We start from the raw sequence: 23,471 nt of genomic DNA, 5'->3' as shown, positions 1-23,471 counted from the left end.
CATGCTCGACTTTACGCCTAGCCGCCCGCTGACCTTGGGCGTCGAACTGGAACTGATGATCCTCAACCGGCGCGACTACAATCTGACGCGCGGCTCCGATGACCTGCTGTCCCTGCTTGACCGCAAACAGCATGGTTTCGACATCAAGCCCGAAATCACCCAGGGCATGATCGAAATCGCCACCGCCGTCCACGAGACGCCCGACACCTTGCTGGACGAACTGCAGGCCATACGCCAGTGCCTGGTCACCGCCGCGGAGAAGCTCAATCTCGGCCTCGCGGGCGGCGGCTCCCATCCGTTCCAGCACTGGGACGACCAGCGCATCTACCCCAAGGAGCGCTATCGTCTGGTATCGGAGCTTTATGGCTACCTAGCCAAGCAGTTCACCGTCTATGGGCAGCACATCCATGTCGGCTGCCCGAATGGCGACTGGGCCGTCCGGCTGACCCGCCACCTGGCCCGCTTCATGCCGCACTTTGTCGCGCTGTCGGCCTCCTCGCCGTTCTACCAGGGTGTGGACACGGCCTTCCAGTCATCGCGGCTGACCAGCATCAACGCCTTCCCCCTGTCCGGCACCATGCCTCCCGTGGAGAACTGGGGCGCCTTCAACGACTATTTCGGACAGATGCAGTCGCTGGGCATCGTGGCGTCCATCAAGGACTTTTACTGGGATATCCGCCCCAAACCCGAATACGGCACGGTGGAAATCCGCATCTGCGACACGCCGCTGACCATCGACACGGCCGCCATGCTGGCCGCCTACGCCCAGATGCTGGCCCACCATTTCTTTGCCAGCGACGCCCCCTTCCCGGACGAGCGTCTCGCCCTGACCTACAATTACAACCGCTTCCAGGCCTGCCGCTTCGGTTACGATGGCGTGGTGGTGATCCCCGACGGCGCGGGACAGACATTGTTGCTCGAGGATCTGCTCGCGACATTGGGCCAGGTGCAGGAATCGGCCGATACGCTCGGCCTTGCCCACTGGCACAAACGGCTGCGCGACCGCGCGCTCAAGCGCAGAACCGACAGCCACGATTTGCGCGATATTTACCGGGAAACCGGATCGCTCTCCGAAGTGGTTCGCCGCCAAAGCCAGCTCTGGATGTATGCCAGCGACACGCCGGGCGCTACAATGCTCTCCTGACCCGGCCACAGAACGACACACACCATGATGTTTACGCTTGACGCACCGGCCCGCGCGAACGGGCCGGCACTCTGGATTATCTGGAACGGCAACCTCATTTTGCACATCGACGGCCGGCTGCCCGAGGCGCGGCCCGACTCCCCGCTGACACTGGAGCGTCATGTCGCCTCGCTGGGCGATCGCGACTGCCGCACCGCCGAGCTGGTCGGCGACGCGCCGCGCGGCGCGGAATGGCGAACACTCAGGCATGCCCTGCTCGATGCGCCGCGTCCCCTGCAACAGGCATTGAGCCGCGCCTGGCAGCTGATCCATTTCGAGCGCAGCCACCGCTTCTGCTCGCATTGCGCAAGTCCGCTCGTGCCCCACGCCCACGACAGCGGCAAGGGCTGCCCCAGTTGCGGGGCCGTGCATTATCCGCGCATTTCCCCCGCGATGATGGTCACCGTCACGCGCGGCCGGGAAATCCTGTTGGCGCGTGCCCCGCATTTCGCCGAAGGGATGTACAGCGCGCTGGCGGGTTTCGTCGAACCGGGCGAGACGCTCGAGCAGTGCGTGCACAGGGAAACCTTCGAGGAAGTGGGCGTCCGCATCGGCAATCTCGCCTACGCGGGTTCGCAGCAATGGCCCTTCCCCCACTCCCTGATGCTGGCGTTCACGGCGGAGTATCTGTCCGGCGACATCGTTCCGCAGGAAGGCGAAATCGCCGACGCCCGCTGGTTCTCCATCGACGCGCTGCCGACACTGCCGCCCCCGGCCAGTATCGCCGCCTGGCTGATCCGCCATACGATCGACCGCATCAACGCGCGCTGATCACGCCCCGGCGCGGCCGGAGGCGCGCCAGAACAGCGCCGCCGGCGGAAGATTCGCGACCACGAGCCCCGCGAGGATCACGGCGAGTGCCACACCCTGCCCGAAGCCCGGCCGCTCGCCGAGCATCAGGGAGGAAAGCAGCAGGCCGAACACCGGGATGAGATTGAGGAACAGCCCGGCCCGTCCGGGACCCAATGAACGGATCGCGCGGTCGTAAGCCAGCATGGCGACGAGCGACGGGCCCAGCGCGAGATACGCCACCGACCACAGCGCCCGCGCCCCGGGATGCACCGGCATCGTCGCCCACTCCAGTACCGCGAAGGGAAGCAGCGGCAGCAGCCCCACCCCCATCAGCAGCCACAGCAATGCCAGACGATCCGTCCCCGCGGGCAGGCGTTGCTGCCAGACGGTATACACCGCCCAGCATACCACCGCCAGCATCACCCAAGCGTCGCCACCGGACAGAACCGGCGCACCCGCGCTCCGGGACGCACCCGTCACCATGAAAACCACGCCGCAGGCGGATAGCAGCATGCCAAGCAACGCGGGCATCGTGGCTCGGGCTCCGCTCAACCAGTAAGCCAGGACAAAGACGCAGGCCGGCGTTCCGGCGTTGATCAGAACCGCGCTGCCCGCCGAGGTCGAGCCCAGCCCGATATAGACAAGGGTATTGGTCAAGGTGATACCGCTAAGAGCAAGCACCAGAATGGTGCCTTTGCTGCGCCGAAATGGGGCAAGTTTATTGACCAATCCAGGCCAGACGAAAGGCGTCAGGACGACAAATGCGATCAGCCAGCGGCACAAGGCGAGGGTGAAGGGAGGCAAATCCATGCGGGCGCTCTTGCCCACGACAAAGTTTCCGGCCCACAACAGGGCCGCGAGAAGGCCCGCCAGATAAGGCCTCGCGAAAGAATACGACACCATGAACTTTCCCGGTAGAGAAGGTGAAACGGCGGAACCGGCTTGTGGCCGGCGCCGCTCGCGTTGAGCGGTGGCTCATGGTGCCTTGCAGCAAAAATCGTGCCCGGAGCCTCAAGCCAACGAACGGGTCAGGTAATCGCTGGTTTTCTGGATCTGGGCGAGAGAAGCATTGAGATTGGTGAATTGCGTCAGATACGCTTTTTGAATGCTATCCAGACGGGTATTCAGCAGATCCTCCTGGAGCTTTTCATCCTGCATAGTGCTGTTCACCGCCGACGTCGCCGTTTCCAGCACCCCGGTCGGCCCGAGCAGGTCGTTGATGCTTCGGTTGAGCCGGTCCGCCACGCCATCGTTATTGGCATTGCCGAACACATGCGCCACACCGGCCAGGTTGCCGTTGAGCGCGTTGATGAAGGCGGTGGCGTCGAATTTCAGCGAGCCGTCCAGAACCGTCGAGCCGTTGGCGCCGGCGCTGGTGCCGTTCTGGGTAATACCGATCTGGGCGAGATAACCGATCGCCCGGGTCGGATCCACACCGGAAATCGGCGTGGTCAACACCGATTGCAACATGCTTTCCACGGACTGGATGGACGCGTCGCCCTTCATGCTGCCCTTGCGCAGCGACTCGGCCGTGGCGCGCACCTTATTGTAGGCATCGACGAACGCCTGCACTTTCGCCTGAATGGCCGTATCGTCGCGCGACACGGTCACACTGGAGGTACCCGGCTTGGACAGGGTCAGCGTCACCCCGGTAATGCCGGACGTCAGCGAATTGGTGTCGTTGTGCATGGTCACACCGTTGACCTGAACAATCGCATCCTGGGCCCTGGCCGTCAGCCGCGGATCATCGGCCACGGAAGGGTCGAATTTCAGGAAATTCAGCGCGGCATCGTCCGTCTGCAGCGAGGTGGTGAACGCCTTGCCGTTCCCGGTCTTGGTCGAACTGAACACCAGGGTGCCGGGATTGGCAGGATCGCCGGAATTGACAATGGTCGCATTGATGCCGATGCCCGCCGCGTTCACCGCCGAGGCGATGTCATTGAGCGAGGCGTTGGCCTTGATGGCGACATTGGCCGCGGGCGAACCGTCCTGAAAGTGGAAGAGCAGCGAATCGGCGGCGTTGCCCAGCGGATTGCTGGCGGACGGTTGATTGGCGAACGCCACGCTCTGTCCCTGGGCGATTTGCTGCACATTGACATTGTACACGCCGGCCAGAGCGAAGCTCGTCGAGGATCCGGTCAGCACATCCTGACTGCTGCTCGTCAATTTCGAGGCATTGAGGAACGTGCCGGACGACAGCTCCGACAAGGTGGATTGCAAACTGGAAATGTCCGACTTGAGCTTGCCCAGATCCGACAACTGGCTCTGGTAAGTGGAGGCCTTCTTTTGCAGCGCCACGAGCGGCTGGCGCTCCACCGTCATCAGTTGGCTAACGAGCCCCTGCACATCCAGCGGCCCCACCTGCGTCGTTATGTTTGACATCACCTTCCCTCCTGCCGCGGATCACGGCGCGGGCAATGCGCCGATCCATCCGTCCACTACCGTACAGTTTCTTATCGTCACTATACGAGGTTTCTGGACGGCACCCCGGGCAAGAGAGGTGTAAATCCGGGTAAAGAGGCCGGCGCGGCGGGGAGATCCCCGCCGCCCGTCAGATCTTAACGCAGGGTACGGGACAGGTAGTCACTGGTCTTGGCGATGCGGGTCAGCGCCGTATTGAGACTGGAGAACTGGGTCAGGTAGCGCTTCTCGATGATGGCCATCCGCGCCTCCAGGCGATCCTGCTTGATCTTGTCGTCCTGCGAACGACGCGTCACGGAGGATGTCGCCGTTTCCAGCACGCCGTCCGGGTTCAGCAGTTCGTTGACCCGCTTGTTCAAGCGGTCGGCCACCCCGTCGCCGGCCGTATTGCCCAGCACCCGCGCCACGGCGCCGACATCCTTGTCCAGCGCCTCTTTAAAGATTTTCGCATCGAATTTCAGGGAGCCGTCAAGCTGGGTGGATCCGTCCGCCTGCTTGGTGGTGCCGTTGGACGTGATGCCGATCTGCGCAAGATAGGCCAGTCCCTTGGTGGGATCGACCCCGCCAATCGGCGCCGACAGCACTCCGGACAGAGCCTCCTTCACAGACAGCATCGCGGCGTTCCCCCTCATGCTGCCCTTGCGCAGCGATTCGGCGGTCGAACGGACCTTGTTGTAGGCATCGACAAAATCCTGGAGTTTTTTCTGGATGGCTTCATCGTCGCGCGCCACCGTGACATTGGATGTGCCGGTCTTGGAGATGTTCAGCGTGACTCCGGTGATTCCTTCGGTCAAGGTATTGGTGGCATTGTGCATCTCGACACCGTTGACCTTGACGATCGCATCCTGCGCCTTGCTGGTCATACGCGGATCGTTGGCGACCGAGGGATCGAACTTCATGAACTGCAGTTTAGCGTCGTCGTTCGTCAGGGTCGTGGTAAAGGCCTTGCCATTGCCGGTTTTGGTCGACGTAAAAACCAGCTTGCTCGGATTGGCCGGATCCCCGGAATTGACAATGGTGGCGTTGATGCCGGCGCCGGCTCCGTTGACCGCCGCCGCGATATCCTGCAGGGAGCTGTCCGCCTTGATGGCGATCTTGGCCGGAGAGGTGCCGTCCTGGAAGGTAAAGACCAGCTCGTCGGCCGCGTTGCCGAGCTTGGCGTCACGCGCCCCCATATTGGCGAACGCCACGTTCTGCCCCTTGGCGATCTGGGTCACTTCGATGTTGTACACCCCGGCCAGGGCGAAGTTGTTGGTGGTGCCGGTCAGCACTTCGGTGCTGCTGCTGGTGAACTTGGCGGCATTCAGAAAGGTACCGGACGCCAGCTCGCGCATCGACGACTGCAGGGCCGACAGGTCGGACTTGAGCTTGCCCAGATCCGACAGCTGTGACTGATACGTCGACGTTTTTTTCTTGAGCGCATCCAGCGGTTGACGCTCGACGGTCATCAGTTGGCTGACCAGCCCCTGCACATCCAGCTGGCCCACTTGACTCGTAATTGATGGCATCTCCACTCTCCTCGCAACGCTTGCCCCACACCCCCGGCACTGGCGGAACTCAGGACAGGCAAATAAGAATCTCCTCCATTATATCGGCAATTTCACGGGAGTCTTTACATTTTCTTACAGGGGTGAAATCCGGGACAGCCCGCTCCGCTCAATCGCCGTCGCGAATGGCGTGCACCGCCCGATTGAAAGGCTCGACCCAGGCCTTGTCGAACTGCAGATCCGAAGCATTGACCTCGGCCGCGGCACGCAATAGCGAGCGGGGATGACCGCGCCGAAGCTGCCTGAGCATCACCGCCTCGAAGGTATCGATCAGCGACAGGATCTTGGCTCCGGGCACGATTTCCCCGCCGCGCACCCCGGCCGGATACCCTCCACCATCGGGCTTCTCGTGATGCTGCAACACCATCTGCGCCGCGGCCTCCCAGCCCGGCACCCGCGCCAGCCACTCCGACGCCCAGCGCGGGTGGGATTGCAACAGACGCCGGTCTCCGTCTTCCAGCGGGGCATCGCCCAGCCAGATGCGCTCGGGAAGCAGCATCATTCCTATATCGTGGACATATACGGCGGCCTCCAGCTGCACGGCATCGATCCACCCTCCGGCCAGCCGATTGGTTTCCAGCGCCAACCGCAGATTGCGTTCGGTTCGCCCCAGAAACAGCGCCGAACGGTGCTCCAGTTGCATGGCCAGTTCCCGAAACAGGGCCAGATCCCCCTCCTGCCCGGCCGTTTTCGGCGCACCACCGATCGGACCGCCATGCAACGGCACCGCCTCCTGCACCGCAAGGCCGCTCATGACATCCACCAGGCGTGAAAACCCGGCATAGACCCCCGCGGGAGGCAGTCCGGCCAGCGCATCGATGCCGCGCCAAACGGCGACCAGGCCCGCCATGCCGGCCGACTGCCCCTTGCGGCGGGCATCGAGCACCAGTTCGAGCCGACCAAGCACCAGCAGCAGCACATTGCCGAAGGACTCGCAAAACGCCAGCTCGCCGTCGCGCAGACGGGAAAGCAGAGATTCCACGGAATGCACCAGATCCACAATGCGCGTCAGGCGGCACATCGCCGCATCGCCTTTGATGCTGTGAAACGCGCGAAACAGCTTGTCGACCAGCGAACCGTCGGCCGGCGCGCGGAGCAGCGCGTCGATCAGCGCCTCCGCCTCCACGGCGTGATCGGAGAACGCATCGCAAAAGTCCCGGAACAGATCCGGGTCGTCAAGCCAAAGCGCATCCAGCGCTTCATTCAAATCGTGTTCCAAAACAGGACTCCCCCAATGGGAAGGAATAAGCCAGGCCGACCGCCCAACGCGTTCCGGCCGGAAATTATTCTAAACCAATAATCATTGATATTACATGAGCAATATCATCGTTATCCGTCAGGACTCCTTCCAAAATAGGGGGGATTTTCCCGGCATGTGCAAAAAAACACTTGCCAAGCCTCGATAAAGCACGCAATATCTGCGTTGCAAGATTTTCAAGTCGTGGATGCTGTAGTTGTCGTAGTGACGCGAGTCCGTACCACAAATTCGTCATTTCCCTTGATTTCCTGCACTTTTCAATTTTCTTACCCCTAAGGGAAGTATTATGGCTACCGGTACCGTTAAATGGTTCAATGACTCCAAAGGCTTCGGCTTCATCACTCCGGACGAAGGCGGCGAAGACGTATTCGCTCACTTCTCCCAGATCAAATCCAACGGCTTCAAGACCCTGGCCGAAAACCAGAAGGTCTCCTTCGATGTGACCATCGGCCCGAAAGGCAAGCAAGCCTCCAACATCCAGCCGCTGTAATTTACACGGCAAGCGATGTAAAAAAACAGCCCGGCGAACCCCGGGCTGTTTTGTTTTGTCCGCAAGAAACATAACAAAGCCGCCAGGCGAGGCCCGGCGGCTTTTTATTGCGCACCCCGTCTCAGAAGACCCCGAGCCCCTTGAGCATGACCACAAGGATCAACAACGGCGACACATAGCGCAGCACCGTGTACACCACGCCCACGAGCCGGCCGTTATCCAGCGTTCCGCCATTACTCAGCGCGGCGGCGAAGCGGTCGCGCCCCCATACCCAGCCGACGAAGAGACTGAGCGCGATACCGCCGATCGGCATCAGCAACTTGGTCGACACGAAATCGAAGAGATCGAACAACGTCATCCCGAACAACTCGACATCGGACGTGAGACTGGCGGACAGCGCGCAACCCGACCCCAGCACGGCAAGCAGCACAAGATTCAGCACGGTTGTCGCCGGACGCTTCCAGCCAAACCGCTCGCTCATCACCGAAACCGGCACCTCGAGCAGCGACAACATCGCCCCGATCGCCGCGATCGACGCCAGCAGGAAGAAGGCCACCATGAACACATTGCCGAACGGCATATTGGCGAACACGGCGGGAATGGTGATGAACAGCAGCTTGGGACCGGAACCCGGCGCGAAACCATAGGCGAACACAGCGGGAAAAATCGCGATACCCGCCAGCAGCGACACGAACAGGTCGGCGCTCATCACACGGAACGCCGTGACGGGAATATTCTGGTCATCACGGAAATAGCTACCGTACGTCATCATTGTCGCCATGCCGATCGACAGCTTGAAAAACGCGAGCCCCATCGCGCTGAGCAACACCTGCGCGGTGATTTTGGAAAAGTCGGGGTGAAACAGGAAGTTGATCCCGGCCGCGGCGCCCGGCAGCATCAGACTGCGCACGCCCAGCACGATCAACAGCAGGAACAGCAGCGGCATCAGCCGCTTGGTCACGGCTTCGATCCCCTTGGACACGCCCATCAGCAAAATGCCGCCGATCACCACCAGCACCACCCACTGCCAGACGAGCGCCTGCACCGGGTCGGACACCATGCTGTCGAACGCCGCCGAGGTCACCTTCGGGTCGGTGGACAGCAAACTGCCACCAATCGCCTTGAAGACATAGGCGAACACCCAGCCGGCCACTTCGGTATAGAAAGCCATGATCATCAGCGCAGCCAGCACGCCGAACACACTGACCAGCCACCACGGTCGCCCTTTCGGCGCCAGCTTGATCATGGCACTGACGGCATCGGCCTTCGCCTGGCGGCCAAGGGTGATCTCGGAAATCATCACCGGCAAACCGACCAGCAAGGTGGCCGCGAGATACACGATCAGAAACCCCGCGCCACCGCTGGAACCGGTCAGATAAGGGAACAACCAGATATTCCCCAATCCCACCGCGGAACCCAGCGTGGCCGCCAACACACCAAAACTTGAACTAAAGCCGTCCCTGGCCTTTTTTTTCTCTTGAGTCATTTATTGTTCTCGCATCACCTGAAAAAAACAAACCCGTCTATCCTTGTTCGCGGAAGACGGGCAACCTGCCGCACCCATTTTAAGGGCTGAAATCCGTCAGGCAAAGGTGTCATCGCGGATTTTTCCATCCACCAGGCAATGCCCGAGCTTTTCCAGCCAGTTCATGCACGCATCCAGCTGTTCAAGTTCGATGAATTCGTCAGGACGATGCGCCTCGCGGATATGCCCCGGACCGAAGACCACGCAGGGAATCCCCGCCTCGCTGAAACGCCCGGCTTCGGTGGTGTACGCCACCGCCGCCCCCTCCGACTCCCGGCAACCACCCAGCTCGCAGGCATAATGCAACACTTCGCTGCCATTCACCGCCTCGAAGGGCGGGCAATTGACCAGCGGCTCGAACAGAATCGACGCCGCTCCGGACACTTGGCGCATCTCCCGTTCCAACACCCCGGCGTACTCGCGAACCGAATCGATGAAACGTTCGTGGCGATCCCCTGGAAGCCAGCGGCACTCGAAAATGAACTCGCAGGACTTGGGCACGATATTGCCGGCCACCCCGCCGCGGATCACACCGGTCTGCAAGGTGGCGAACGGCACATCGTACAAGGCGTGGCGATGCCCGAACTGCGCCTCGGCATCGGCCAGCTTGCGGATATGGGTGATCAACCGCGCGGCGAACTCGATGGCATTGACGCCTTGGGGTGTCAATGAAGAATGGGCCTCGCGGCCAGTCACCACGCACCGGTAGTGGGCAATGCCCTTGTGCGCGATCACCGGCCGCATACCCGTCGGCTCTCCGATCACGCACCCGGAAACGGACTCGCCGCGCCGCGCCAGATCCTCGATCAGCCGCCCGACGCCCAGGCACCCCACCTCCTCATCATAAGAGAGCGCGATCCCCACCGGCCGGCACAACCGGCCGGCGCGCGCCTGCTCGACAAGCCCGGGCATCCAGGCCAGCACGCAGGCGATAAAGCCTTTCATGTCGGCCGCGCCGCGGCCATAGGCCCTGCCGTCCCGGACGGACAGCTCGAACGGATCCGTATCCCAGCTCTGCCCATCCACCGGCACCACGTCGGTATGGCCGGAGAGCACCAGAGCGGGACCGTCGACCGGCCCGACCCGGGCAAAAAGATTGGCCTTGTCCCCCGCATCGGAAAACGTCAGATGCGACGACACACCCAAGCCGGCCAGGTAATCGCTGACCCACTCGATCAAGGCCAGATTGGAAAGCCGGCTGGTGGTATCGAAGGCCACCAGCCGGGCCAGGATATCGATCGGGGCTTGGGGCATCACGGCATCCTTCCGAAGGTCGCTGATTTGGAACTCACAGCATAATCCAGCCTTGCTCCGGCACACAACGCCACCCCGGAGAAATCCCCCGGCGCGGCCAGTCCGGCAAGACCGACTTCATCGCTTGGCAAACCACGCCTGTCCATGTAGAATACACTTCTTCAACGGCGGGTCTCCCCGCATTGCACGGTAGCCAACCTGGTCAGGTCCGGAAGGAAGCAGCCACAGTTACTTAGTGCAAGTGCCGGGGGTCAGGCTCGCCACCCTTCCCCTCTTGTCTTGCTGAAAATTGCCATGTTGTCCGGATTTGCCTTTTCACATCCAGAAATGTTCGAAATGCGACACTGTTTTTTCATTTGGCGTCAACATTGACAAATACCATTGTCCTTGACAATTAGAAGACGCTAACATAAGCAAAACTTGATACGCTATTGGCAAGTCCGGGGAACTATTTCTCTTAACAAGATTCAAATATCCCATTGAATTAATTTGCTATTTTGAGAGTGTCGGGACGTACAACACAAGACACCAATAGCACCGATTACCCTATCGATGAGAGGAACACTCATGAAACTGTTTGAAAAGATCGCCAATCCGCGCGAAATCCGCCGCAAGCTGGGCCTGAACCAGCAAGAGTTCTGGAGCCGTATCGGCGTCACCCAATCCGGTGGCTCCCGTTATGAAAGCGGGCGCAACATGCCCAAGCCGGTTCGCGAACTGCTGCGCCTGGTTCACGTTGAACAGATCGACCTGGCGCGCGTACGCCGCGAAGACTTCGAAATCGTGGAATACCTGAAGGAAACCCACCCGGATCTGTACAAAAGCCTGCGCAAGGCCGTACGCTCCAAGCTGGAATCCCAGGAAGGCACCACCGAGGCCATCGCCGGCTAAGACGGATCTGCGGCGCCATCGCGCCGATAGCCCGCCGAGCAAAACCCTGCCAAAAACAGGGTTTTGTTCTTTTCGGCGGCAGGCATGACAAAACCCCGGACTTGCCGGGGTTTAATGTGATGGTCAGCCTGACCTAAATGCCTCAGCAGGCGTCAAACCTGCTGAGGCATTTTTTCTTCTTCGGGGAGAGCATCATGGCAACCGTCACACGGATCGGCCTGGATATCGGCAAGCACAGTTTTCCTCTGATCGGGCACGACCCGCGCGGCAATCCGGTCCTCAAGAAACAGTTCAATCGCTGCTGTTAGCGACAATGTAAAACTGACCCACCTAGACAAACCAAAACTGACCCACCTGGGGTAACGTGGTGGCTTTGCGCCGCCGATTATGTTGACCCAGGAGCAAGTAGTGGAAATCCAGATTTTGATCCGCCAAGGGAAGAGCATTCGGGAGATCACCCGAATGCTCGGCGTGTCGCGCAATACCGTTCGACGCCATCTGCGGGAAGCCAACAGCCACCGTTATAAAGAACGCCCGCCACGTCCGAGCAAGCTCGATCCATTTATCGGCTATCTGCGGCGCCGTATCCGCGAGGCGCATCCGCAATGGTTGCCGACCACGGTGTTGATGCGGGAGATTGAGCCGCTGGGGTACTCCGGCAGTCTGTCGTTGCTGAAGCAGTTTTACCTGCCCTTGAGACCGACGCGGTCACAAGACGCCGACCCGGTGGTGCGCTTCGAGACCGAGCCAGGCCAGCAGATGCAAGCCGATTTCGTGGTGTTCCGGCGCGGCGCCTCGCCATTGTCCGCATTCGTGGCCACATTGGGTTACAGCCGCTTGTCCTTTGTCCGCTTTGTCGACAGCGAAGACTTCGAATCGGTGCAGGAGTGCCTGTTGGCTGCCTGCCACTACTTTCACGGCGTCCCCCGTCAGGCCCTCTTCGACAACATGAAGACAGTGGTTCTGGAGCGCGATGCCTATGGGCCCGGGCAACATCGTTTCCATCCTGGGCTGCTGTCGCTGGCGAAGACGCTGGGCTTTGTGCCCAAGTTGTGCCGCCCCTATCGGGCCAAAACGAAAGGCAAGGTGGAGCGCTTCAACCGCTACTTGCGGGAAAGTTTCTACAACCCTCTGGCGAGCCGGCTCAAAGGTGCCGGCCTGCGCGTGGATGTGGCCACCGCCAACCGCGAGGTGGAGCGATGGCTGGCGGAAGTGGCCAATGTCCGCCTGCATGCCACGCTAAAAGAGCGGCCGCTTGACCGTTGGCGACACGAGCTCGATGCCTTACAGGCGTTGCCGCCCCGGAACACGACCCCGCCGGCCGCGGCCCTGGCTCGCGGCATGCCGTTTGAGTCGCTCCAGCACCCGCTATCGGTGTATGCCGCCTTGCTGGGAGAGGCCGCATGAACTTGCAACAAGAACGCATCGGCCATCTGTGCCGCCAATTGAAGCTGGAATCCATGGCCACCCTGTATCCGGCGGTGGCGCAGGACGCCGCGCGGGATGCGCTGCCCTACAGTGATTTCCTGGAAAGACTGCTGGAACGCGAGACCCGACTGCGCCAGGAACGTACACGTGAAGTCATGTTGCGGATGGCGGGGTTCCCCGCCATCAAAACCTTGGAGGAATTTGACTTTGGTTTCGCCTGTGGTGTCCCGAAATCGCAGATACAGGAATTGGCGGGACTGGCGTTTCTGGAGCGAGCCGAGAACATCGTCTTGATCGGTCCGAGTGGCATTGGCAAAACCCATTTGGCCACGGCGATGGGTATCCGCACAACGCAAGCGGGGTTGAAGGTGAAGTTCATTTCGGCGGCCGATCTGATGCTCCAACTGGGGGCGGCCCAACGACAGGGACGGCTGAAAGAGTACTTCAATCGTACCGTGATGGGGCCAAGCCTGTTGATCGTGGATGAAATCGGCTATCTCCCCTTTGGCCGGGAAGAGGCCAACCTGTTCTTCCAGGTGGTGGCCAAGCGCTATGAAAAAGGCTCGATGATCCTGTCGTCGAACCTGCCGTTCGGCCAATGGGCGACGACCTTTGCGGACGATGCCACGCTGACCGCGGCCATGCTTGATCGGTTGCTGCATCACGCGCACATCGTCAGCATGAGCGGAGAAAGCTATCGACTGAAAGACAAACGTAAAGCCGGGGCGGTCAAGAAACCGACCACCCCATGAGACCCGGGTGGGTCAGAGTTGAAATGTCGATGTGAGGGAATGGTGGGTCAGATTTCGGTTGTCGTTGACAGCAGCCTCATCGCATTCCTCGCCAAGCATCCTCCCTGCCGCATCGCCATGGAAGCCTGCTGTGGCGCCCATTGGCTGGCACGCAAGCTGGCGGGCTTCGGCCATACCGTGCAACTGATTGCGCCGCAGTACATCCGTCCGTTCGTCTCCGGCAACCAGAACGATTTCATCGATGCCCAGGCCATTTGCGAGGCGGCGGCATGTCCGACCATGCGTTACGTGGCCGCCAAGAGCGCCGAACAGCAAGCCTTGTCCGCACTGCATCGCTTGCGTGAGGCCCGCATTGCCGAACGGGTACAGACCAACAACCAGATCCATGCGCTGCTGCTGGAATTCGGTATCGCGCTTCCCGTCGGGGTGCGGGGGATCACGCAGTTGCCGATGCAGCTGATGGACGAGACCAACGGTTTGCCCGTCAAGGCCCGGCAGATCTTGCAACGACAGCTGGAGCACTACCGCTTGCTCAAGGCGGAGGTCGAAGAACTGGAGCGCGAGATCGCGGCAGAGGCCCGGCAGGACGATGTCGCCCTGCGGTTGATGACGATACCCGGCATCGGCCCGATCACCGCCAGCCAGTTGTCGGCAGACGCCGGCAATGCCAAGGACTACGGCAACGCGCGTGACTTTGCGGCATCACTGGGTCTGGTGCCGCGACAGTACTCGACGGGTGGAAAGTCCAAGCTGCTGGGCATCAGCAAACGGGGAGACAAAAGCCTGCGCCGCCCGCTGGTGCAATGTGCCCGGGTGATCATGCAGAACGCGCCGCGCGGGAAGAGTGCGATGGCAGCGTGGACGATGGCGCTGATGCAGCGTCGCCACTCGAACATCGTGGCCTGCGCACTGGCCAACAAACTGGCACGGGTCGTGTGGGCGGTACTCGCGAAAGGCGGCGAGTAGAAGCCTGCTTTTGCCAAGACAGACACTGATGACGACAACCGGCCCACGGCCTGCAGAACCCCCCGACAATGAAAACAGTCATGAGAGACTGAGGGTTTTTTAGGGACCTGCAGGAGCGGCTCACATCATGGATCGGGCATAGCTGCCCACCAAGAATCCGGATAGATTAGAGCAAGCCTACCCCGTCATTATTCATCAGCACTCTGTTCTTGCAAAGGTCAGGCTGACCATAGATTTCATTGACGCGCCGAAAACCGGTTCAGTCGCCCGGATGGCGCAACAGCAGCACAGGAATGTCCGCCGTCTTGAGCACCCCTTCGGCCACACTGCCCATCAAAAGATGCATCAACCCCGTCCAGCCGTGCGTACCCATCACGACCAGATCGGCCCCCCACTGGGTGGCATCGGCGATCAGCACCGAGGCGATCTTGTCGCCCCAGCTTTCCAGAATCTTGCTTTCGGCCGAAAGCCCCGCCGCGCGAACCGTTTCGCAGCAGGCCGCCAGCACCTGCTCGCCGGATTCCTTGACCGATTTCTGCAATTCCGCCGCATCAAGAAACTCGGTACCGCCCCAACCGAACTGAGCCAGATCGACCACATGCACAAGACGCAGTTCGGAGCCCAGCGCGGCGGCCAGCTTGCTCGCTTCGGCGAGCGCCACATTGGAAGATTCGCTATCATCCACCGGAACAAAGATTTTCTTGTACATTTTGCGCCCTCTTCTTGAAGTTAGCCTCTACAGGACCAGTCTAGCAAAATCGACTGGCCCACGGTTGATGCAGATTAAATACTTGAAGCCGGGTTGACAATCATTTCAGGACACCCACCCGATGGCACGCGTTGAAATCCCCCTCCCGGATACCTTCCTTTTCGAAACCGCACTCGACATCCGCGTCGGCGACATCAATTACGGAGGCCACATGGGAAACGACGCCATTCTCACGCTCGCCCAGGAAGCCCGCATCCGTTTCCTGCGGCAAAGCGGCTACACGGAGATGGACGTCGACGGAGTCGGCATCATCATGGCCGACGCAGCCATCCGCTACATCGCCGAGGCCAGGCATGGCGACCGCCTGCGCTTCCGGATCGGCATCGGCGACCTCTCCCGCTGCGGCCTGGAACTCATTTATCAGGCAACCGATGACAGAACCGGAAAAGAAGTGGCAAGATTGAAGACAGGCATCGTGTTCTTCGATTACGGGCACCGCAAGGTCGTTCCCATTCCGGAGTCTTTTGCAGCACGATTTTGCCGATAACAACAGGGAGGCTACCCATGAGAACATATCAACGCAACAGCCCGGAAGCCATCGCCCGCATACTGGCCATGTTCATGATCACCGACGGCAACATGGACGAACGCGAGCTGGACGCCCTGGAAAAGCTGCACACTTACGATCTGATCGGCCTTGACCGGCGCCGCTTCACGCAGATCCTGACCGACTACTGCGACGACATCTCCGACGAAGCGGACGAGGCGGACGGCACCATCCGCCTGATCGACAAGGCACGGGTCGATACCCTGCTCGAGGACATCACCGACCAGGGCAAGCGCATTCTGACCTGCGCGATCGCCATCGACCTGTCAAAATCGGACGGCGAAATCAGCGACCCGGAAATCGCCTTGCTGCGCTACATGATGCAAAAATGGCACATCAGCCTCGAGGACATCGAGGCCCGTTTCGCCAAGTCGTGAACCGGAACACAACCCGCCAGAAGGCCGCCATGACGGCGGCCTGATCATTTATACTCTGCCCCATCTTCCGACACGAACGACACACCGAACCGCGCCATGACAACCCGCTTCACCGGAACCGACCGTTACGTTGCCACCGACGACCTGATGATGGCCGTCAACGCCGCCATCACCCTCGAGCGCCCCTTGCTGATCAAGGGCGAGCCGGGCACGGGCAAAACCATGCTCGCCGAAGAGATCGCGCGCAGCCTGTCGCGAGAGCTGATCGTCTGGCCCGTCAAATCGACCACCAAGGCCCAGCACGGGCTGTACGAATACGACGCCGTCTCGCGGCTGCGCGATTCGCAACTGGGTGACGCGCGCGTCGCCGACATCGCCAACTACATTGTCAAGGGCAAACTATGGCAAGCTTTCGAGGCCGACAACCCGCCCGTACTGCTGATCGACGAGATCGACAAGGCGGACATCGAATTCCCGAACGATCTGTTGCGCGAACTGGATCAAATGGAGTTTTTCGTGCCGGAACTGCAGCGATTCGTGAAGGCGCGGCAACGCCCGGTGATCGTCATCACCTCCAACAATGAAAAGGAGTTGCCCGACGCCTTCCTGCGCCGCTGCTTCTTCCACTACATCCGCTTCCCGGACGCGTCCACCATGCAGGCCATCGTCGACGTGCACTATCCGGGATTGCAGACCACGCTGGTGCGCGAGGCGCTGGAGATTTTCTTTTCGCTGCGCGAACTGCCCGGCCTCAAGAAAAAACCCACCACCTCGGAACTGCTCGACTGGATCCGGCTATTGACCGCGGGCAACATCACACCGGCCGAGCTCGCGCCGGTCAGGCAGGGCGAAGCCGCCCCGCCCCTCGCCGGCGCCCTCCTCAAGAACGAGCAGGACCTGCACCTTCTGGAGCGGCTGATGGTCCGCCTCAAGACCCGAAAATGAACGACGCCGCCATGTTCGCTCCGTTCGCCGCGACACTCGCGCAAGAGGGCCGAAGTCCGCGCACCATCGAAGCCTACCTCCAGGATCTGACGCTGCTCACCGCCCAACTGGACGGCGACACACCCGAGCGAGCCGACACGAGGCGCATCCGGCAATTACTCGCCAGACTCCACGCCAAGGGGCTGTCCGGCCGCTCGATAGCCCGCGCGCTGTCCGCCTGGCGCCGCTATTACGACTGGCTCTGCAGGGAGGGCCGGCTCGACACCAACCCCTGCCTGGGTTTGCGCGCGCCCAAATCACCCAAACGACTGCCAGGCGCACTGCCGGTGGACGCGACATGCGCCCTGCTCGAGGGCATCGAACCGGACGGTCCGCTGGCGTTACGCGATCGGGCGATGTATGAGCTGATGTACTCATCGGGACTACGGCTGTCGGAGCTGGCCAATCTGGAGCTGAAGGACCTGGATCTGGGCGATGCGCTGGTCACCGTGCACGGCAAGGGCAACAAGACACGCCTTGTGCCGGTCGGCGCGGAAGCGCTCCGGCGCTTGAGCGACTGGCTGGGCGTCAGGATGGCGGCGGAGGGCGAAGCGGCTGTCTTCGTGGGCAGCCGCAGTGGCAAGCGACTGACGGGAAGACAGATCGAAAAGCGCCTCGCGCAGTGGGCGGTGGCGGGAGGCTGCGATCGTCACGTACATCCGCACATGCTGCGCCACAGCTTCGCGTCGCATGTGCTGCAATCGTCCGGCGATCTTCGCAGCGTCCAGGAGATGCTGGGCCACGCCAACCTGTCGACGACCCAGATCTACACCAGTCTCGATTTCCAGCATCTGGCCAGCGTGTACGACGCCGCGCACCCACGCGCCAGAAAGAAGTAACCGGCCCGCCTCAGGAGGCGGCAAGGCACTCCAGTACGAACGCCAGCGCCTCGGAGGCCGCGGCGTCGCGCACGGCGGCCCTGTCCCCGGAAAAATGCCGCAAGCGGCAGGCCACGCCGCCTCCGGCGCGCGCCACCGCGAACCACACTGTGCCGACAGGCTTGCCCGGCACCGCGCCGCCCGGCCCGGCAATGCCGGACACCGCGACGGCCCAGTGCGCGCCGGAGGCCGCAAGGGCACCACGCGCCATCTCGCCGACCGTCGCCTCGCTGACGGCTCCGCACTCGGACAGGGTTCGCGCCGACACGCCAAGCTGGCGCATCTTGGCTTCGTTGGCATACGTCACCCAACCGAACCCGAACCAGGCCGAACTGCCCGCGATGTCGGTCAGCGCGGCGGCGACCATGCCGCCGGTGCACGACTCGGCGGTCGCCAGGGTTTCGCCTCGCGCCGCCAGGGCCGCGCCGAGCGTCGCGGGCAGCTCAGTGCGACGCATCGTGGTGCACCAGGAAGTGGCGGATCAGCCCTTCCGTCGAACAATCGTGACCGAACCCCGACGCGCCGGACAATTCGGGCAGGATCCGGCTGGCCAGCTGCTTGCCGTACTCGACCCCCCACTGATCGAAAGAATTGATTCCCCAGATCACGCCCTGAACAAACACTTTGTGCTCATACGCGGCCAGCAGCATCCCCAGCGTCTGCGGCGTCACCCGGTCAAGCGCCAGGGTATTGGAGGGCTGATTGCCCGGAAACAGCTTCTGCGGCAGCAACACGTCGAGCCGGTCGCCACTGACATCCGTCAGCTCGCGCATCACCTCCGCTTCGGTTTTGCCGCGCATCAGCGCTTCGGTCTGGGCGAAACAGTTGGCGACCAGCACCTTGTGCTGGTCCTCGAGCGGGTAGTGGCTGTTCATCGGCACGATGAAATCGGACGGCACCAGACGGGTACCCTGGTGCAGCAACTGAAAGAAGGCGTGCTGGCTGTTGACGCCCTCCTCGCCCCAGATCACCGGGCCGGTGTCGAAGTCGAGGCGTTCGCCGTGGCGGCCGACACGTTTGCCATTGGACTCCATGTCCAGCTGCTGGATATGGGCGGGAAGACGGCGCAACCCGTGATCGTACGGCATGATGGCATGGGTGTGCGCGCGATAAAAGGTGTTGTACCACACGCCCAGCAGCGCCATGATCACCGGAATGTTTTTTTCGAAGGGCGCGCAGAAAAAGTGCTCGTCCATCCGGTGCGCGCCATCGAGCAAGCCGCGAAAAGCGTCGAAACCGATCGCCAGCATCACCGGCAGGCCAATCGCCGACCACACCGAATAACGTCCTCCGACCCAGTCCCAGAACTCGAACATATTGGCCGGATCGATGCCGAACTTCCGCACCGCCGGCTCGTTGGTCGACACCGCCACGAAATGACGCGCGATATCGGACTCGCGGCCGGCCGACAGGAACCAGCGCCGCGCCGCGCCGGCATTGAGCAGGGTTTCGGGTGTCGAAAAGGATTTGGACGCGATCACGAACAGCGTCGTCTCGGGCGATAGCGACTCGAGCGTCCGGGCGATCTGCTGGCCGTCGACATTCGAGACGAAGTGAACTCGCAGATCCCTCTTCCGGTAAGGCGCGAGCGCCTCGGCCACGACGAGTGGACCAAGATCCGACCCGCCAATCCCAAGGTTCACCACATCGGTGATCGCCTTGCCGGTGAACCCCTTCCACGCTCCGCCGCGAACCGCGTCGGTGAAATCCCGGAGCCGGGCGAGCACGGCATGGACATCGCCGGCCAGATCTCGGCCATTCACCTCCAGCTTCGCCCCCGGCGGCAGGCGCAGCGCGGTATGCAGCACCGCCCGTCCTTCGCTGACATTGATAAGCTCGCCCTGGCGCATCTTGCGCATCCAGCCAGACAGGTCCGCCACATGCGCCAGGTCGAACAGCAGCTCCATGGTGCGATCGGTGACCCGATTCTTGGAGTAGTCGAACAACATGCCGTCAAGACGCACGGAGAACCGCTCGAAACGGGTCGGATCCTGCTCGAACAGCTCCTTCATGTGCATGTGCCGCGTCGCGCGCTGATGCTGGTGCAGGCGCGCCCAGGCGGGCGTGGTATTGATATCGCGCTGCCGGGTGACGACCGGGCGAAAATCGGAAAAGTGGCGGGCGGTCAAAGAGATCTCCAAGGCAAAGGCAAGGACAGGATCAGAGCTTGATGAAGTGCTCGCGATAGTAACGCATTTCCTCGATGGATTCGTGAATGTCGGCCAGCGCCTGATGGCGGCCCTTTTTCACGACACCCCGGGCGATCTCCGGCTTCCAGCGCTTGCACAACTCCTTCAGCGTCGAGACATCCAGATTGCGGTAGTGGAAATGCGCCTCGAGGCGGGGCATCCAGCGAGCCATGAAACGGCGATCCTGGCAGATCGAATTGCCGCACATCGGCGACGTGCGCGCCGGCACATGCTCCGCCAGAAACGCCAGCATGCCGGCTTCGACGTCGGCCTCGCCCAGTGTCGACTCGCGGATACGGCCGATCAGGCCGGAGCGCCCGTGCGTCGACTTGTTCCAGTCGTCCATCGCGTCGAGCACGGCATCGGGCTGATGAATGACATACACCGGCGATTCGGCGATCACATTGAGCGCGCTGTCGGTGATCACGGCCGCCACCTCAATGATGCGGTCGGTGTCGGGATTCAGGCCGGTCATTTCCATGTCCAGCCAGATGAGGGAATTCTGATCTTGTGCCATACTGTGTTTTCTTTCGATAGATGCCGCTATTTTCGCTTGTTGCGGCCACTCTCGCAAACCCATGACAATTTTCGGCCCATGACCCCCGTGTTGACCCTGCTGTTTATTGCCGCCCTGGCGGCGTCCTTCCTGCTTCGCGCCTGGCTCGCGACAAGGCATATGCGCCACGTCGGAGCCCACCGCGACGAGGTGCCGGGGGATTTTCGCGTCGCCATCACCCTCGACGAGCACCGCAAGGCCGCCGACTACACGATCGCAAAAACCCGCCTCGCCCTGATCTGCGCGGGCGTGGACACGCTATTGACCCTGGCGCTGACGCTCGGCGGCGGCATCGGCGCCATGCAGACATTCGTCGCCTCGACCGGCGCGCCGCCGCTGGCGGCCGGTTTATGCCTGTTCACCCTGTTCGCGGCCGTCTCCTGGCTGGTTTCCCTGCCCGCCTCGCTGTACGCGATTTTCGGAATCGAAACGCGCTTCGGCTTCCGCACCCAGACCTTGCGTCTCTATGCGCTCGACCAGATCAAGGGAGCGCTGCTCACGGCGGCCATCGGACTGCCTCTGGCCGGTCTCGCCCTCTGGCTGGTCGACGCGGGCGGGCAGGCCTGGTGGCTATGGACCTGGCTCGCCTGGACGGGCACCAGCCTCGCCCTGCTGCTGCTCTACCCCACGGTCATCGCGCCGCTGTTCAACCGCTTCACCCCGCTGAACGACCCCGATCTCAAGGCGCGCATCGACGCCCTGCTGTCGCGTTGCGGCTTCGAGAGCCGCGGCATTTTCATGATGGACGGCTCGACCCGCTCGCGCCACAGCAACGCCTATTTCACCGGACTGGGCAAAGCCAAGCGCATCGTGTTCTTCGACACGCTGCTCAAACAACTGGACGGCGACGAGATCGAAGCGGTGCTCGCCCACGAGCTGGGCCACTTTCATGGCAAGCATATCCGCAAGCGCATGCTGACCACATTCATGACCAGCCTCGCCTTCCTGTTCGTTCTCGCGCAACTGATCGACAGCCCGGATTTTTATCGCGCCCTCGGCGTCAACACGCCGGGGCATGCCGCCGGCTTCCTGCTATTCTTCCTCGCCGCACCGCCGTTCACCTTCATTCTGACGCCCTTGGCGAGCCACCTGTCGCGCAGGCACGAGTATGAAGCGGATCAGTTCGCGGCAAGGCACAGCGCCGCGGACAACCTGATCCGGGCCCTCGTCAAGCTCTATCGCGACAACGCCTCGACCCTGACGCCCGACCCGGTATACTCCCTGTTTTACGATTCGCATCCGCCAGCCGCGCTGCGCATCCAACACCTCAAGGAACAGGAACAATGAAGCACCTTCTGGAACTCTCCTGCGAAGCCCAGCACGGCATGAGCCCGCTTGCGCCCTCGACGCGCGAACAGCTGCACTCCCACCTTCCGGGATGGCAGATCGAAGGCATCGAATTGAGCAAGTGGTTCCATTTCGGGAATTATCACGAAACCATGGCGTTCGTGAACGCGCTGGCGTGGATCGCCCACCGGGAAGATCATCACCCCGACCTGTCCGTGCACTACAACCGGGTTCACGTGCGCTTTTCGACGCACGACGCCGGCGGACTGACGCTCAATGATTTCATCTGCGCCGCCAAGGCCGAAGCCCTGATGGCCGGACGCGCATGACGGACGCCATCGGACAAGTGATCCGCAGTCACGGGCGACGCTTCATCGTCGAGACCCGGGACCGCGAATACGACTGCACGGCGCGCGGCAAGCGCGTCGACTTCGCCTGCGGCGACTGGGTGGACATCCTGATCCAGAACGACCGCCAGGCGGTCATAGAACGGCAACGCGAGCGCCACAGCCTGCTGTATCGCCAGGACGACTGGAAATCAAAAGTCATCGCGGCCAATGTGACGCGCATTCTTTTTGTCATCGCCGCCGTCCCGAGCCCGAGCGAAGAACTGCTCAACCGCTGCCTGATCGCCGCCGAGGCGGCCGACATCGACCCGGTGATCGTCGTCAACAAGACCGACCTGCCGCAGACCCGCGCCCTGCTCGATACGCTCGAGCCCTACGGGCAACTCGGCTACACCCTGGTCAGCGTGTCGGCACTGGAAGGCGCCGCGACGCTCGCGCCATGGCTGACCGGACAGACCAGCGTCTTTGTCGGCCAATCGGGCATGGGCAAATCCACACTCACCAATGCCTTGCTGCCCGAGGCCCGCGCGCGCACCGGGGAAATCTCCGAGGCGCTCGACTCGGGACGCCACACCACCACCCATGCCACACTGTTCCATCTGGACCGGGACAGCCATTTGATCGATTCGCCGGGCCTGCAGGAATTCGGACTGAAACATCTGGCCGCCCCCGATCTGATCCGTTACTTTCCGGAAATGCGCGACCTGATCGGCCAGTGCCGTTTTCACAACTGTTCGCACCGCGCCGAACCCGGCTGCGCGGTCAAACAGGCCGGGCAAGACGGAAAGGTGCGCCCTTCCCGCCTGGCCCTGCTGCAAAAGCTCACGGACGAACTGACCCGATAGCGCGCCGGAGTCACCACACCGAAGGCGACCCGCGCATTTCGCGCGGCCGCCCACCGTTCACCCCCCACCGGGGACTTCGATGGCACTTTTCCGCATGGCGATTTCTCCGGCGGCAGGCGTCCGAACCCTCACCCGGATTATCGTCGCGATGTCGAACCCTCTTTAACACTACCGGAAATAGGGTT

23 protein-coding genes, 1 other RNA gene and 1 pseudogene are annotated in these 23,471 nt (G+C 61.9%); 15 read left to right on the top strand and 10 right to left on the bottom strand.

What is annotated here, in order from left to right; translation table 11 throughout:
- The first annotated feature begins 1 nt into the window (after nt 1).
- Both JNO50_RS09235 and nudC read left to right on the top strand, forming a co-directional pair.
- Nucleotides 2-1,144 carry a YbdK family carboxylate-amine ligase gene (locus JNO50_RS09235; RefSeq protein ID WP_189536110.1) on the top strand — a complete coding sequence of 381 codons (1,143 nt, stop codon included), beginning with the start codon at nt 2-4 and terminating at the stop codon, nt 1,142-1,144.
- Nucleotides 1,145-1,168: 24 nt separating this feature from the next.
- A complete protein-coding gene (nudC, locus tag JNO50_RS09230) occupies nt 1,169-1,954 on the top strand; it encodes an NAD(+) diphosphatase (protein ID WP_189536112.1) in 786 nt (261 codons plus the stop codon).
- Here the strand turns inward: nudC and JNO50_RS09225 are convergent, their stop codons facing one another.
- The 4 genes from JNO50_RS09225 to JNO50_RS09210 form a co-directional block, all read right to left on the bottom strand.
- The gene (locus JNO50_RS09225) at nt 1,955-2,878 is read right to left on the bottom strand and encodes a DMT family transporter (protein WP_189536114.1); all 924 of its coding nucleotides are present in this window, start codon (nt 2,876-2,878) and stop codon (nt 1,955-1,957) included.
- 108 nt (nt 2,879-2,986) lie between these two features.
- Nucleotides 2,987-4,357, bottom strand: coding sequence for a flagellar filament capping protein FliD (fliD, locus tag JNO50_RS09220; RefSeq protein ID WP_189536117.1), 1,371 nt, complete (start codon nt 4,355-4,357; stop codon nt 2,987-2,989).
- A gap of 176 nt (nt 4,358-4,533) precedes the next feature.
- A complete protein-coding gene (fliD, locus tag JNO50_RS09215) occupies nt 4,534-5,904 on the bottom strand; it encodes a flagellar filament capping protein FliD (protein WP_189536119.1) in 1,371 nt (456 codons plus the stop codon).
- Nucleotides 5,905-6,052: 148 nt separating this feature from the next.
- Nucleotides 6,053-7,162: an HD-GYP domain-containing protein gene (locus JNO50_RS09210; protein ID WP_189536121.1), complete on the bottom strand. Its 1,110-nt coding sequence runs from the start codon at nt 7,160-7,162 to the stop codon at nt 6,053-6,055.
- A gap of 325 nt (nt 7,163-7,487) precedes the next feature.
- Between JNO50_RS09210 and JNO50_RS09205 the strand changes: the two genes are divergently transcribed.
- Entirely contained in the window at nt 7,488-7,691 is a 204-nt protein-coding gene (locus JNO50_RS09205; RefSeq protein WP_189536123.1) for a cold-shock protein, read from the top strand.
- 121 nt (nt 7,692-7,812) lie between these two features.
- Here JNO50_RS09205 and JNO50_RS09200 read toward each other — a convergent pair whose 3' ends face one another.
- A complete protein-coding gene (locus JNO50_RS09200; protein ID WP_189536126.1) occupies nt 7,813-9,177 on the bottom strand; it encodes a sodium-dependent transporter in 1,365 nt (454 codons plus the stop codon).
- A 96-nt stretch (nt 9,178-9,273) separates the two neighbouring features.
- Entirely contained in the window at nt 9,274-10,470 is a 1,197-nt protein-coding gene (gene argE, locus JNO50_RS09195; RefSeq protein ID WP_189536128.1) for an acetylornithine deacetylase, read from the bottom strand.
- A gap of 166 nt (nt 10,471-10,636) precedes the next feature.
- On the opposite strand from argE, the gene ffs reads away from it, so the two are divergent.
- From ffs to JNO50_RS09170, 5 genes and pseudogenes are all read left to right on the top strand, one after another.
- Nucleotides 10,637-10,735, top strand: an RNA gene (ffs, locus tag JNO50_RS09190) — signal recognition particle sRNA small type.
- 302 nt (nt 10,736-11,037) lie between these two features.
- A complete protein-coding gene (locus JNO50_RS09185; RefSeq protein ID WP_189536130.1) occupies nt 11,038-11,361 on the top strand; it encodes a helix-turn-helix domain-containing protein in 324 nt (107 codons plus the stop codon).
- Between the two features lie 387 nt (nt 11,362-11,748).
- Nucleotides 11,749-12,768: an IS21 family transposase gene (istA, locus tag JNO50_RS09180; protein ID WP_215796453.1), complete on the top strand. Its 1,020-nt coding sequence runs from the start codon at nt 11,749-11,751 to the stop codon at nt 12,766-12,768.
- Nucleotides 12,765-13,541, top strand: a complete 777-nt coding sequence (gene istB, locus JNO50_RS09175) for an IS21-like element helper ATPase IstB (protein WP_215796452.1) — start codon at nt 12,765-12,767, stop codon at nt 13,539-13,541. Before istA ends, istB begins: the two co-directional genes overlap by 4 nt.
- A gap of 69 nt (nt 13,542-13,610) precedes the next feature.
- Nucleotides 13,611-14,507: pseudogene (locus JNO50_RS09170) on the top strand (IS110 family RNA-guided transposase); the annotation flags it as partial.
- A 259-nt stretch (nt 14,508-14,766) separates the two neighbouring features.
- Here the strand turns inward: JNO50_RS09170 and JNO50_RS09165 are convergent.
- Nucleotides 14,767-15,216, bottom strand: a complete 450-nt coding sequence (locus tag JNO50_RS09165; RefSeq protein ID WP_189534825.1) for a universal stress protein — start codon at nt 15,214-15,216, stop codon at nt 14,767-14,769.
- A 121-nt stretch (nt 15,217-15,337) separates the two neighbouring features.
- Here JNO50_RS09165 and JNO50_RS09160 point away from each other — a divergent pair, with 121 nt between their 5' ends.
- The 4 genes from JNO50_RS09160 (at nt 15,338) to JNO50_RS09145 (ending at nt 18,023) form a co-directional block, all read left to right on the top strand.
- The gene (locus tag JNO50_RS09160) at nt 15,338-15,763 is read left to right on the top strand and encodes an acyl-CoA thioesterase (RefSeq protein WP_189534827.1); all 426 of its coding nucleotides are present in this window, start codon (nt 15,338-15,340) and stop codon (nt 15,761-15,763) included.
- Between the two features lie 17 nt (nt 15,764-15,780).
- Entirely contained in the window at nt 15,781-16,200 is a 420-nt protein-coding gene (locus JNO50_RS09155; protein ID WP_189534829.1) for a tellurite resistance TerB family protein, read from the top strand.
- A 96-nt stretch (nt 16,201-16,296) separates the two neighbouring features.
- Complete coding sequence (locus tag JNO50_RS09150) at nt 16,297-17,145, top strand: AAA family ATPase (protein WP_189534831.1); 849 nt, start codon at nt 16,297-16,299, stop codon at nt 17,143-17,145.
- Nucleotides 17,142-18,023 (top strand): tyrosine recombinase XerC, encoded by an 882-nt coding sequence (locus JNO50_RS09145; RefSeq protein ID WP_189534833.1) that lies wholly within the window; start codon nt 17,142-17,144, stop codon nt 18,021-18,023. Before JNO50_RS09150 ends, JNO50_RS09145 begins: the two co-directional genes overlap by 4 nt.
- Nucleotides 18,024-18,033: 10 nt before the next feature.
- On the opposite strand, the gene JNO50_RS09140 is transcribed toward JNO50_RS09145, so the two are convergent.
- The 3 genes from JNO50_RS09140 to orn are packed head-to-tail and all read right to left on the bottom strand — an operon-like array spanning nt 18,034 to nt 20,768.
- A complete protein-coding gene (locus tag JNO50_RS09140) occupies nt 18,034-18,519 on the bottom strand; it encodes a CinA family protein (RefSeq protein WP_189534835.1) in 486 nt (161 codons plus the stop codon).
- Nucleotides 18,506-20,191, bottom strand: a complete 1,686-nt coding sequence (gene pgi, locus JNO50_RS09135; protein WP_189534837.1) for a glucose-6-phosphate isomerase — start codon at nt 20,189-20,191, stop codon at nt 18,506-18,508. Before pgi ends, JNO50_RS09140 begins: the two co-directional genes overlap by 14 nt.
- A gap of 31 nt (nt 20,192-20,222) precedes the next feature.
- On the bottom strand, nt 20,223-20,768 hold the full coding sequence (gene orn, locus JNO50_RS09130; RefSeq protein ID WP_189534839.1) for an oligoribonuclease: 546 nt from the start codon (nt 20,766-20,768) through the stop codon (nt 20,223-20,225).
- Nucleotides 20,769-20,846: 78 nt separating this feature from the next.
- Here orn and JNO50_RS09125 point away from each other — a divergent pair, with 78 nt between their 5' ends.
- The 3 genes from JNO50_RS09125 to rsgA are packed head-to-tail and all read left to right on the top strand — an operon-like array spanning nt 20,847 to nt 23,286.
- Nucleotides 20,847-22,094 (top strand): M48 family metallopeptidase, encoded by a 1,248-nt coding sequence (locus JNO50_RS09125; RefSeq protein WP_189534841.1) that lies wholly within the window; start codon nt 20,847-20,849, stop codon nt 22,092-22,094.
- Nucleotides 22,091-22,423 (top strand): 4a-hydroxytetrahydrobiopterin dehydratase, encoded by a 333-nt coding sequence (locus JNO50_RS09120; protein WP_189534843.1) that lies wholly within the window; start codon nt 22,091-22,093, stop codon nt 22,421-22,423. The genes JNO50_RS09125 and JNO50_RS09120 overlap by 4 nt, the downstream gene beginning before the upstream one ends.
- Complete coding sequence (rsgA, locus tag JNO50_RS09115; RefSeq protein WP_189534844.1) at nt 22,420-23,286, top strand: ribosome small subunit-dependent GTPase A; 867 nt, start codon at nt 22,420-22,422, stop codon at nt 23,284-23,286. The genes JNO50_RS09120 and rsgA overlap by 4 nt, the downstream gene beginning before the upstream one ends.
- Nucleotides 23,287-23,471 lie beyond the last annotated feature (185 nt).

Source organism: Paludibacterium paludis (assembly GCF_018802605.1).
Lineage (GTDB): Bacteria > Pseudomonadota > Gammaproteobacteria > Burkholderiales > Chromobacteriaceae > Paludibacterium > Paludibacterium paludis.
Note: the sequence above shows the minus strand (reverse complement) of the source record. Positions and strands in the feature narration are given on the sequence as shown.

Coding starts and splice junctions, on each gene's coding strand:
- JNO50_RS09235 (WP_189536110.1), top strand. CDS start 2: ATGCTCGACTTTACGCCTAGCCGCCCGCTGACCTTGGGCGTCGAACTG.
- nudC (WP_189536112.1), top strand. CDS start 1,169: ATGATGTTTACGCTTGACGCACCGGCCCGCGCGAACGGGCCGGCACTC.
- JNO50_RS09225 (WP_189536114.1), bottom strand. CDS start 2,878: ATGGTGTCGTATTCTTTCGCGAGGCCTTATCTGGCGGGCCTTCTCGCG.
- fliD (WP_189536117.1), bottom strand. CDS start 4,357: ATGTCAAACATAACGACGCAGGTGGGGCCGCTGGATGTGCAGGGGCTC.
- fliD (WP_189536119.1), bottom strand. CDS start 5,904: ATGCCATCAATTACGAGTCAAGTGGGCCAGCTGGATGTGCAGGGGCTG.
- JNO50_RS09205 (WP_189536123.1), top strand. CDS start 7,488: ATGGCTACCGGTACCGTTAAATGGTTCAATGACTCCAAAGGCTTCGGC.
- JNO50_RS09200 (WP_189536126.1), bottom strand. CDS start 9,177: ATGACTCAAGAGAAAAAAAAGGCCAGGGACGGCTTTAGTTCAAGTTTT.
- argE (WP_189536128.1), bottom strand. CDS start 10,470: ATGCCCCAAGCCCCGATCGATATCCTGGCCCGGCTGGTGGCCTTCGAT.
- JNO50_RS09185 (WP_189536130.1), top strand. CDS start 11,038: ATGAAACTGTTTGAAAAGATCGCCAATCCGCGCGAAATCCGCCGCAAG.
- istA (WP_215796453.1), top strand. CDS start 11,749: ATGTTGACCCAGGAGCAAGTAGTGGAAATCCAGATTTTGATCCGCCAA.
- istB (WP_215796452.1), top strand. CDS start 12,765: ATGAACTTGCAACAAGAACGCATCGGCCATCTGTGCCGCCAATTGAAG.
- JNO50_RS09165 (WP_189534825.1), bottom strand. CDS start 15,216: ATGTACAAGAAAATCTTTGTTCCGGTGGATGATAGCGAATCTTCCAAT.
- JNO50_RS09160 (WP_189534827.1), top strand. CDS start 15,338: ATGGCACGCGTTGAAATCCCCCTCCCGGATACCTTCCTTTTCGAAACC.
- JNO50_RS09155 (WP_189534829.1), top strand. CDS start 15,781: ATGAGAACATATCAACGCAACAGCCCGGAAGCCATCGCCCGCATACTG.
- JNO50_RS09150 (WP_189534831.1), top strand. CDS start 16,297: ATGACAACCCGCTTCACCGGAACCGACCGTTACGTTGCCACCGACGAC.
- JNO50_RS09145 (WP_189534833.1), top strand. CDS start 17,142: ATGAACGACGCCGCCATGTTCGCTCCGTTCGCCGCGACACTCGCGCAA.
- JNO50_RS09140 (WP_189534835.1), bottom strand. CDS start 18,519: ATGCGTCGCACTGAGCTGCCCGCGACGCTCGGCGCGGCCCTGGCGGCG.
- orn (WP_189534839.1), bottom strand. CDS start 20,768: ATGGCACAAGATCAGAATTCCCTCATCTGGCTGGACATGGAAATGACC.
- JNO50_RS09125 (WP_189534841.1), top strand. CDS start 20,847: ATGACCCCCGTGTTGACCCTGCTGTTTATTGCCGCCCTGGCGGCGTCC.
- JNO50_RS09120 (WP_189534843.1), top strand. CDS start 22,091: ATGAAGCACCTTCTGGAACTCTCCTGCGAAGCCCAGCACGGCATGAGC.
- rsgA (WP_189534844.1), top strand. CDS start 22,420: ATGACGGACGCCATCGGACAAGTGATCCGCAGTCACGGGCGACGCTTC.